This window comes from Mycoplasmopsis adleri (assembly GCF_045276205.1).
In the GTDB taxonomy this organism is placed as follows: domain Bacteria; phylum Bacillota_I; class Bacilli_A; order Mycoplasmatales; family Metamycoplasmataceae; genus Mycoplasmopsis; species Mycoplasmopsis adleri.
Genome location: NZ_CP174162.1, coordinates 541,868 through 553,063, shown reverse-complemented (window position 1 = coordinate 553,063; position 11,196 = coordinate 541,868). Strand labels below are relative to the sequence as shown.

The 11,196-nt window shown below is 25.6% G+C and carries 9 protein-coding genes; 7 read left to right on the top strand and 2 right to left on the bottom strand.

Annotated elements, in window-relative coordinates; translation table 4 throughout:
• The first annotated feature begins 11 nt into the window (after positions 1 to 11).
• From greA to ACJA22_RS02425, 4 genes are all read left to right on the top strand, one after another.
• On the top strand, positions 12 to 503 hold the full coding sequence (greA, locus tag ACJA22_RS02440; RefSeq protein ID WP_406617549.1) for a transcription elongation factor GreA: 492 nt from the start codon (positions 12 to 14) through the stop codon (positions 501 to 503).
• Positions 496 to 1,050 (top strand): hypoxanthine phosphoribosyltransferase, encoded by a 555-nt coding sequence (gene hpt / locus ACJA22_RS02435; protein WP_406617548.1) that lies wholly within the window; start codon positions 496 to 498, stop codon positions 1,048 to 1,050. Before greA ends, hpt begins: the two co-directional genes overlap by 8 nt.
• Positions 1,051 to 1,795: 745 nt before the next feature.
• Entirely contained in the window at positions 1,796 to 2,197 is a 402-nt protein-coding gene (locus ACJA22_RS02430; protein WP_406617547.1) for a hypothetical protein, read from the top strand.
• Positions 2,158 to 5,013: a hypothetical protein gene (locus tag ACJA22_RS02425; protein ID WP_406617546.1), complete on the top strand. Its 2,856-nt coding sequence runs from the start codon at positions 2,158 to 2,160 to the stop codon at positions 5,011 to 5,013. The genes ACJA22_RS02430 and ACJA22_RS02425 overlap by 40 nt, the downstream gene beginning before the upstream one ends.
• A gap of 129 nt (positions 5,014 to 5,142) precedes the next feature.
• Here the strand turns inward: ACJA22_RS02425 and obgE are convergent, their stop codons facing one another.
• The gene (gene obgE, locus ACJA22_RS02420) at positions 5,143 to 6,411 is read right to left on the bottom strand and encodes a GTPase ObgE (RefSeq protein WP_406617545.1); all 1,269 of its coding nucleotides are present in this window, start codon (positions 6,409 to 6,411) and stop codon (positions 5,143 to 5,145) included.
• Positions 6,412 to 6,507: 96 nt separating this feature from the next.
• Positions 6,508 to 7,323 (bottom strand): Cof-type HAD-IIB family hydrolase, encoded by an 816-nt coding sequence (locus tag ACJA22_RS02415; protein ID WP_406617544.1) that lies wholly within the window; start codon positions 7,321 to 7,323, stop codon positions 6,508 to 6,510.
• Positions 7,324 to 7,862: 539 nt separating this feature from the next.
• On the opposite strand from ACJA22_RS02415, the gene ACJA22_RS02410 reads away from it, so the two are divergent.
• The 3 genes from ACJA22_RS02410 to ACJA22_RS02400 all read left to right on the top strand — a co-directional run bounded on the left by ACJA22_RS02410 (position 7,863) and on the right by ACJA22_RS02400 (position 11,096).
• Positions 7,863 to 9,116 (top strand): MATE family Na+-driven efflux transporter, encoded by a 1,254-nt coding sequence (locus tag ACJA22_RS02410; RefSeq protein WP_406617543.1) that lies wholly within the window; start codon positions 7,863 to 7,865, stop codon positions 9,114 to 9,116.
• Positions 9,117 to 9,443: 327 nt separating this feature from the next.
• A complete protein-coding gene (locus tag ACJA22_RS02405; protein ID WP_406616940.1) occupies positions 9,444 to 10,103 on the top strand; it encodes a hypothetical protein in 660 nt (219 codons plus the stop codon).
• Positions 10,104 to 11,096, top strand: coding sequence for a transposase (locus ACJA22_RS02400; protein ID WP_406617563.1), 993 nt, complete (start codon positions 10,104 to 10,106; stop codon positions 11,094 to 11,096).
• Positions 11,097 to 11,196 lie beyond the last annotated feature (100 nt).

Sequence of the window (11,196 nt, the reverse complement as noted above, 5' to 3'; positions counted from 1 at the left end):
AAGAGGTTAAAATGGCAAGACATAATAAAGAAAAAATTTATATTTCACGTGAAACACTTGATAAATATAAGGAAGAATACAAACATTTAATTAATGTTGAAAGACCAGCTGTGCAAGCTGCTTTAAAAGAAGCTAGAGCACAAGGTGACCTTTCAGAAAACGCTGAATATGATGCAGCTCGTGACCGTCAAAGTGAAGTTGAAGGTAGAATTCTAGAATTAGAATCAATTATTGAAAGATCAGTTGTTATCTCTTCTAATCATACAGTTACTTCAACAAGTAGAGCAACAATTGGAGCTACAGTAACATATTTAAATCTAGCAACAAATAAAGAAAATGTTGTAACTATTATGGGTACTCATGATTGTGACCCTTTAACTAATAAAATCTCTAATGAATCTCCTGTTGCTAAAGCAATTATGGAAGCAAAAATTGGAGACACTATCGAAGTAGATGCTCCCGAAAAATACAGTATTAGAATCTTAAAAATTCAATATGAATAAAATTGATCCTCGAATCAAAGAAGTTATTTTTACTAAGGAGCAACTCGAATCAAGAATAAAGGAATTAGCTGCTTGAGTTAATGAAACCTACAAAGACTCTAAAAACTTAATCTTAGTTGGTTTATTAAAAGGCAGCGTACCATTTCTTTCGCAACTTATTAAAGATGTTACAGTCGATCATAAATTGGACTTTATGATCGCTTCTAGCTATGCCGGTGCTCATCAAAGCAGCGGTAATGTTAAAATTATTATGGACTTAGCTGAAGAAATAAAAGATTGTGACGTTTTAATAGTTGAAGACATTATTGATTCCGGAATCACCTTAAGTAGAATTAAAAATATGCTTTTATTAAGAAAACCAAAATCATTTAAAATTTTAACTTTATTGGATAAACCACATCATCGCAAAGTTGATTTATTTCCAGATAATTATGGATTTAAAGCACCTGATAAGTTTTTAATAGGATTTGGTCTTGACTATAAAGAAATTTACAGAAACCTCCCTTATATAGGTGTTTTAGACGAAAAGTATATTGATAAAAACTAGTTATATAAATAACTAGCAAAAATAATGAAAGATTTAAGGGTAAAAAATGAAAATTAAAAATGACCAATTAAATGAAACGATTTGTGAATGCAAAAATATAACGAAAATAATAAAAAAGCGCACATTATTAAATAATGTTAATATGTCCATTAAAAAGAATAAGCTAAATGTCTTATTAGGTCAAAATGAGACAGGAAAAAGTACATTATTATTCAGATGATAAACAAATAGAAAAAGAAAATTATTCATTCATTTTAACAATACGTTTCTTCTTCAAATGATTTCGTTTGATATCAAAAAAAGATAAAAATAAGAAAATTAAACTAAAGCCAGGCATTTATAATTCTTATTGTTTTTTCAATAAACGATAATTGAAAATATTTTAATTCATATAATGATTTAATTTCGTTTTTAAAAATATATATTGAAACAAATAAGATATTAGTCGCATAGAATTAGGAGTTATAATGAAAAAATAATTAAGTTTACATTATTATCATGTCTAAGTGCTTCATTAGTTGTTGCATCATCAGGCTGTTGGAGATCTGAATCAGCTAATAAAAAATATAATTTTGAAATATACGATAAAAAATTTGAATCTAAACAAGAAGCAATCAATTATGCAAAATCGTTTGTTCAAAGAGAAGACAAACATATAAAAAATAAATATTTCGTTTATAAAGATAAGGATAAATTTAAAAACTTTCAAGATTTAAATGTTTTACTAAAAAAACATATTTCAAAAATGACTGTGCAAACAAGTTTGACTGATAATCAACTTGAAAGTTTATTAAATAGTAAAAATCAAATAGATAATAATTTATTAAATGAATTAAATTTTGAACATAAAGATAAAAACATTGAGATTTATAAAGGAAAAGATAATAAGGCATTTTTAAACAAAGATGATGCTATTCTTTCATATTTCAATATTGACAAATTATATGAATTAAACGATCACAGCACATATTCATCGTTGGACGATGTTGCTAATTATATTAATCAAATTTACAATAACGTCAAAAGTAATAATAGAACAACCGAAAGTGAAAAAATCGATGAATTTAATAAAAGAATAAAATTATATGAAAAAAATCAAATATTTCTGTGAAAATTGGTAATGAATTATTCAATAAAAGCGATTTAACGAATATTTTTATTAGAAAGAGAGCTGCTAATAATCTTTTTAAATATTATCAATTTAACAATAAATATTACACTTTAGAGGAATTAAAAAACGACAAGAGTATTCTATTAAGCGATTTATCTAAATATGATGTTTTAAAAATTAATTCAACTAAAGGAAATAGTAGTTATATCGTAGATGTTGGAAAAGATGATCCATTCAATTTTTATGGCGATTATGTTCATGTTTCAAGCAATAATAGCATAGAAGACTTAACTGATTTATATAAATGATCTAAACAAGATAAAAAGAATTATACAAATAATCCATATGAAAATAACTTTAAAGCTCAAAGAATAAACACAGTTGCGGAAAATCTCCTTTCCACTAAAAACCAAATGTCTCTCAATAGGGATTTAGAATTTAATAAAAAGAATAAACTAGCATATTTTTCATTTGATGACTTCCTAACTGATGATAAAAAAATCATTGATTATTTTATAAATAGTTTTGATATTTTGCATATTTACGATCTAGCAGCTGAAACTGTAAATTTTACTAGTGCTATGCAAGAAGTCAAAATTAATGAAAATGAAACATTACTTGACAAAATAAACGAAGTAATAAAAATTATGAAGTATGGTAAAAGAGGCAATTTCTTAACCCAAATTCCTGTTACATATTTTACTTGTTTATCGTATTTAGGAAAAACACAAGCCAATAACTCAGCGATCTATAGTTTTAAACAATTTTATAAACAGTTAATTAAATACATAAATGATACTCTTAAAGAAATTATTGGAGAAGACCTCTTCAAAGATAATGATGGAAATAAATTAGATTTATGAGAATCATTTAAAGCTAATGGTTATGATCTAGATATAAATACAAATATTAATAATTTTATAAATATTTTAGCTAATAGCAAATATATTACAAATGCAATAACAGTAATTAAATGCGCTTCAGATAATGTGAAGAATAATTATTCAAAAACTGATTATGACGTTTTTGAATATAGATACAAATTAGCGACTTTACCATTTAATGAATCTCTAAAACAACTTTATTACAAACTTTCTAATCCATCATCATATGGTTTTGAATTGAATGAAACAACTTTTTTATACGAAAATACAAAATTTTTACAAATGCCTGCTTCAATTATTGGTGATCTTATGTGAAATTGAACAAAAGTTGCTAATGCATGCACTGGTCTAGGTGTAAAAAGTATCTCTAAATTTATAATAAATACTTCAGAATGATTGTCAGAAAATAAAAATCTTCAAAATATTGCAAATAATTCTCTTAAAAAAGTATGTGAAAATTTAAAATCAAATATTGAATATGTTAAGGATCATGTTGAATATGCCCACATTTATGATATTTTAAAGAATAAAGACTTTATAACATTTTCAGATTTTGAATTAGTTCAAAAAGAGTGTCAAAAGTTAACTCAAAAACAATTTAAAGTTCTTATCAATCCTATTAATACTTCAAAAGTTAATAATGAAAAACTAAAACAAGAAATAGAGAGAGATAAAAAAATATATGATAAATTAGATTTTGTAGCAAATACAATAGACTGTAATACGACTGTTTCAAGCTCTTTTACGAATTTTTATAACTGAACTTATACAAATGGTGGTTTAGCATCTACACAAGAAAAATTATCTGTTATTTCAAATACAATAGTTGAAGTCACAAATTCTATTTTAAAGACAATTCCCGCCACTGATCCCGCGACCGCTTCAATAAAAGCCGGTATAATGATATCTTTAACTTTATTACAGGATATATTATTTGACAAAACTTCATACAATGAATTCGTTTTTAGTGATCCGGAAAATCCAAATAACTCTTACATTTGAGATGGAGGCGTTACTATATCTAGATTATTTGGTTCGATAAATGCTAAAGATAGAGGCATACAAGATGCAAAATTAATTAAGCCTGTTAAATTTATAGGAGCAAGTAATCAAGATTATTATATTTATAATGGTCGCAAATATAATGAATCAGAAATGCATTCCTTAGAAAATGAAATAATTGAGGACTTTTTTGAAAATCAACCAGGTGCAATTATTATATATAGCCCTATAAATAAAGATAATCCTAATTTTTCGAAATATAGATTTCCAAATCAAGATAGGGCAATTAATTTTGTTGCTGAAAACCCACATTTGTTTAACTATGATCCTTATAATGTTAATGGAAATACTATCCCTGCTTTTAATACACTTGATGAAGCTTTTTGATTTGCAAATAATTATATAAAATCAAATCGTAGGGTTAAATATTATGTTAGAATGCCAAAACAAGTAAATGGTTTTGCTGAGGATACAAAATTAGAAGACTCGCTAACAACCGATGAAATCAAGACGGCAGTAAAAAAACAAGATCAATCAATAATTAATCAATTACTTTGATATACATATAATGATGCTAATGAAGGTGAAGATAAAATTACTGAAAAAGAAATTATTGCACATTTAAAAAGTAAATTCTTTGATACTGTTCAAGTAAGAAGTAAAGAAGTTTCTCAATTACAATATTTAAATAACAAACAATATGACTCGTTAAATAAAATACATAATACTTATATATATAAATTAAATGTTAATAATTCAACACTTTATTATTTCTCATATAAAGACGCTATCAAAAAATTAATGTCAAAAGATATGTTAAATATCGAATACAAAGATGTTTTCGATGGTGTTGTTTCATCTTATGAATTTGATGATCGAGTTTTTAAAACCGAAGAAGAATTAAATAGCTATATCGAATTATTTGTTGAAAAACATAGAATTAATAAGAATACAATTGATAGCTAATAAGTTAATACTCATAATTGTGAGTATTTTCTTTTTGCATTTATGCTTTAGCATAATATTAAAATGAGCCGCAACAAATTAAACAACCTCTAAATCAAGTAAAGAAAAATAGTGCACAAGCACTATTAATTATTCACCATCTCATTCGAATTCATAATCTAAAATTCTAACAGTATCACCAGGTTCGATGCCCATTTTAATTAAGTCATCTCAAATACCATATTTTTTAAGTAAGTTATTGAATCTTAATAAGTTGTCAAAACTTACAAGTGGCACCTTATGTCATAATTCTTCGATTTTTGGTCCGCTAATTTCAAAGAAACCTTTAAATGGATTTGTGATTTTATAATCATCTTCTAATTTGATTTCTACTATTTCGTCTTCTTTATCATCATCTTCTTCAATTGGATTGATTTTGGTTGCTTCAAGTAATTTTCACATAGCTTCTTTAAGCTTATCTAAGTTTTCATGTAATAAAGCACTAATTTTAATTACTTCTAAATTTGGATATTGCTTTTTGAATTCTTCATAATGTTTTTCAAAAGCAGGCATATCTGCTTTATTAGCAATAATCAATTGAGGCTTATTAGCAAGTTTATTACTAAAAGCTTCTAACTCGTGATTAATTACTTGATAGTCTTCAATTGGTTTTTTGTGTTCATCACCAAAATCAATAATTTGTACAACAATTCTACATCTTTCAATATGTTTTAAGAATTGAATACCTAAGCCTTTTCCTTCTGAAGCACCTTTAATTAATCCAGGTAAGTCAGCAATTGTAAAGGATTCATCATGATATTTAACTAAACCAAGTTGAGGCACTAAAGTTGTAAATTCATAATCAGCAATTTTAGCTTTAGCATTACTTAAAGCACTTAAAAGTGTACTTTTACCAGCACTAGGTTTACCGATAATTCCAACATCTGACATAACCTTAAGCACAATATGAGCTAAATATTTTTCGCCTTTTGAACCATTTTCTTTAATTCTAGGAGCAGTATTTCTAGCAGATTTAAATTTCATATTACCTCTGCCACCAACACCACCTTGAGCTACTAAATAAGGCTTAGCTTCAATAATATCAGCAACAAGCTTTTTATCTTTATAAACTAAAGTGCCTAAAGGTACTTTTATGTATGTGTCTTTACCGGCTGCACCATAAAGGTTTTTAGGTCCACCATCAACACCATCTTCAGCAGTAATTTTTTTATTTCCATAAAGTGACAATAAAGTATTTTTGCCGGGATCACCTACAAAATAGATGTTTCCGCCTCTTCCTCCATCACCGCCATCAGGTCCACCTTTGTCAACGTGTGCTTCACGACGGAATGAGATCATACCGTCTCCACCTTTACCAGCTTCTAAAGTTATATTAATTTCATCTATAAATCTAGCCATTTAGTACCTCCTTTATTAATTTAATAATTTTAACAAATTATTATTCTACAGAAAAGAAAAACAATGCTTTAAGTAAGGCACTGTTTTTTGCTATATTTATTTTTCATTTAACTTATTAAATTTTTCTAAATAATCCAAAATTGCATAACCAAGACCATGTTCTTGTACTGCTTTTGTAATGAAGTTAGCTTTTTGTTTAACTTCATCTTTAGCATTATCCATTACATAAGAATAATTGAAACGTTTAAACATTGAGAAGTCATTTTCACTATCACCAATTACCATAATTTCATCTTTTGTGTAGTTCTTGAATACATTTTCAAGCATTCAAACAATAGCTTCACCTTTTGAAGCGCCTTTTGAAACAATTTCAAGATTCATGTGGGTTTTAATCAATTTACAATTTAATTTTGAAAGTTCACCCATTAGTTCATCAACGTTGTCGATGTGGTCAAAGTAAACTTCAATTTTAGCAACTGGTTTAATGTTATCTTCACCATTATATAATGTGAATTGGTCAAAGGTTTCATATCTAAAGTAAATTTTATTTAAGAATTCTTTTTCTTCTTCTCTGAAAATATAAAATACTTCACTAGATCAAGCAGCAGCTGGAATATTGTGTTTTTTAAATAACTTAAAGATTTCTTTAACCGCTTCAGGATCTAGATAATCTTCTTTAATAAATTTATTATGTTTGTAATCAAAAATTTGAACTCCACTTGAACCAATAATGTAATCAGCATTAGTTAATTTTGCTAATTTTAACATTCTTGGACAAATAGGGTTACCGGTAGCGATGTTAAAGCTTAAACGATTGTTTTTAATAATGTCTAAATTAAAATTAGAAACATAACAATCGCGAGCGTATAATGTACCATCAACATCACTAAAAACTATAGCTTTTTTACCCATTTTATTCTCCTTCTTGCTTGAGCGTGCATATAATATATTAATATATTTTTCATCATTTTACTAGTAAAATGTTGAATATTTCACATAAAATAGGAAAACGTTCCATATATTATGTTATTAACTAAGTAATTTAAGAGATTATTTATATTCAAAATAAGTATATGTTTTAGGTTTTAAAAATAGAAATTATTAAGTTGGATTTTAATAAGTGCCCTTAATTATTAAATAAGGTTTATGAATTAATATCAATTTTAAGATACTAGAAAATAAGATATTTAAATGAATCTTCAAAAGATGTAAGAAATATAAATATTTACAAACTTTCTAAATTTATGTATAATTATACGATTTGCCTTTGGTAAATGCTTCACTAAAAAAGTGAAAATAATAAAATTTAAATATAAAGGAAAGAGGTTAATATGTTCAAGAAAATATTTATTTCTTTTAAAAATATTAATCATAAATTGTTTCTAGCTTTAATGATTATGGGTATAGTTCCTACCTTCTATACTACTTTAAGAGTATTTTAATTAGGAAATTTGCCTAATAACTGAAGCTATTCAATTGCTGGTCAATTAGCTTGAATTAATTTAATCTATGAAATTATTAATGAGGGCATTATATTACCATTATTTTACTTTATAGGTAAAGTCATAAATAACAAAAAAGATTTAACTAATAGAATAAAAACTGGGTTATTAATGTCTTTCATTATATATTTATTTCTTTCCGGCATTATTATCGCTTTTGCTAATCCTTTATTAAGAGTTATGGCTACCAATAAAGAGATTTTATATGATTCGACAGTTTATATTAGACTTGAAGCTATTGCTAATATCTTTATTATTTTACAAAACTTTGTTTTGATTTGTTTAACAGTTTTAAATAAAAGAGTTTACTTTTATATTATTACTTTTTTGCAATTATTCCTTTATGTATCTTTTGATACCTTTTTGGTTTCAACATTACGTATATCAGCAAACTTAGGAGTTAATGGAATAGCCATTTCAAACATTTTAGTTAATTTAATTTTGTTTGCCATGTCTTTAATCTTTTTAAATAATGCTGGAATTAATATTTTTACTAAAAGTAAATTAAGTTTTGCTTGAATGAAAGAATTTTTAAAAGTTGGTGGTATTTCAAGCTTAGAATCCTTTATTAGAAATTTAGCATATATGCTAATGATCTCAAGAATGATTAATGTAGTTAGCGTTAGCGAACAAGGAACATATTGAGTGGCTAATAGTTTTATTTGAGGATGATTATTATTACCTATTAATCAATTAGCAGAATTAATAAAACAAGAAGCTTCAACCCAAAAGAATTCAATTCAAAATAATTCCTTAGGTTATTTCTTTTTAACAACCATTATAGCAATGATATGATTGATTACCATTCCTTTATACAAACCTTTTATGAGACATGTTTTAAATTATAAGGATGCAGATAAATTATTTAATCTAGTACTTATCTTATTAGGTTTTTATATTTTATATGCCTTACAAAATGTATTTGATGCTACTTTTTATGGTTTAGAGAAAACTCAGTATATGCTTTTTGAATCAATTGTTACAAATACATTGTATTATGGCATAGCATTTATTTTATATAAAGCACATGTATGAAATCCAACTTTAATTAACATAGCATTATTATTTGGTATTGGCATGGCATTCGATTCAATTGTTTCATTAATAGCGTATTGATACTTATTAAGAAAATACAAAATTAATATTCTTGATGTTAAAAAAGTTAATAAAAAGATACTTTTAGAACAAAATAGTTTGCTTTAAACAATTATAGTAATGCTATATGTTTATCAAGCATTTAATAAGCAAAAAATAAATTTATAATTTTACCAATATAATTATAAAACAGTTATATTGGTTTTTTAAAATTCACATTATTTTAGTGTTCTATACCAAAAAGTTGTTATTATTATTTTTCAAAAATTTGAATTAGTATATTAATTAATACAAAAATCCCAGCATTAGATAATGCCGACCTGAGTTTCCAAGTTGGAGCTCTTTTTTATTACTTTTTTCAGTGTTATTTATATATGAATAAAAAAAAGTTATTTTTTTACATAATTACATTGTAATTTGTGGTATAATAAAGATATGAAAAAAGACAAATGACTATTAATTTCAAGAAAAAATAAGAACTCTACTTACTTATCTTTAGCACTTTCAGGAGGATTTGGCAAAGGTTATAAGAAATCTATCGGTATCGGTACAGTTGAAAAATGAGAAAAATATTGTTCTGATCCAGTAGAAAAAATTAAAAAACTATCTCAAAACTACAATACTGATTGAGATAGAAATATGATAATTAGACAATTAGAGTTAGATATAAGCAAGGTTAAAATTGAAACAAAACAGTTCAATTATGGATATGATTTGTTATACAGTTTCTTAGAAAAATTAAATCCTTTTAAAGATGCTAAAGTATCAAAATCCAAGTATTTAAATGATTTATTAAAATATATGATTTCAAATAGAATTGTAAATCCGGGTAGCATGCTTTCATCCTTTAAAAATAAAGACAAATTCAATATAAATTTAGAAGTTGAAAAGACGACATTTTATAATACTTTAGACTATTTAGCTGAAAATAAAAATAACATTTTAAAGAGTGTTAACGATACATTGATTAAAGATAAAAATAGAAAAATAGATATTATTTGATACGACTCTTCAACGGTATATTTTGAAAGTTTTGTAAGAGAAGGATTGAGATATCCAGGTTATTCTAAAGATGGAAAATTCAAAGAAGATTAAATTGTTTTAGGTTTAGCAACAGATGAAAACGGCATTCCAATTCACTATAAATTATTCAAAGGGAACACTGCTGATGCATCAACATTTATTAATTTTATTTTGAATATAAAATCACAATATGAATTAAACAAAGTAACACTCATTGCTGATAGAGGAATGAGTACAAATAGAAACATAAGATTCTTAGAAGATAACGATATTGATTACATTTTATCTTATAGATTAAAAGCGGCTTCAAATGACCGAAAGACCTTTGCAATAGATGAATCCGGCTATTTTGGAGACAATAATTTTAAATATAAAGAAACTACTTTTTATTCGTTTTGAAAGAATAGAAGAGCAAACGGACACAAGAGAAGATTGGTAGTAAAATATAGTAAAAAAAGAGCATTAAAAGATAAAAATGATAGACAAATTTTAATCGATAATTTTATTAAAAGACAAGATAAAGACGGACTAGTTCATGATCAAGTAATGTTCGGTCAAAAGAAATTTAAATTCTTCGAAAAAGTTGGTGGTAAAGGTTATTACAAACTTAACTATGACAAAATTATCGAAGATGAAAAGTTTGACGGATATTATGCTTATGAAACCTCTAGATTTGATTTATCACCTGAAGAAATTGTGAATTTATATTCAAAACAATGACAAATAGAATCAAACTTTAGAGCTTTAAAAAGTGCTTTAGCTGTAAGACCTATTTATGTATGAAGTGAAAAGCATATTGAAGGTCATTTCGTACTTTGCTTCTTATCTCTTGTTTTATTAAATTTTGTTATTTATTATTTAAACAAAGGTTTGAAAGAACTCGGTGTTGTAGATGAAAAAATCACAATCAAAAAATTACAAGATGTAATAAAAGAAACAATCAAAACATGCAAGATTATTGACGGAAAAATTGAAAGTGAAGAATATATTATTAACGACAACAATAATCAAGCAATTCAAGATTATCAAACATATTTAAGAATTTTAAATGAATTAAAATTTTAAATTATTAAAAACAGCTCATCAAACAGATGAGTTGTTAAAAATTACATTGTAAAAGTTGGAAACTCGGGAAAAATTTGAATTAGTATATTAATTAATACAA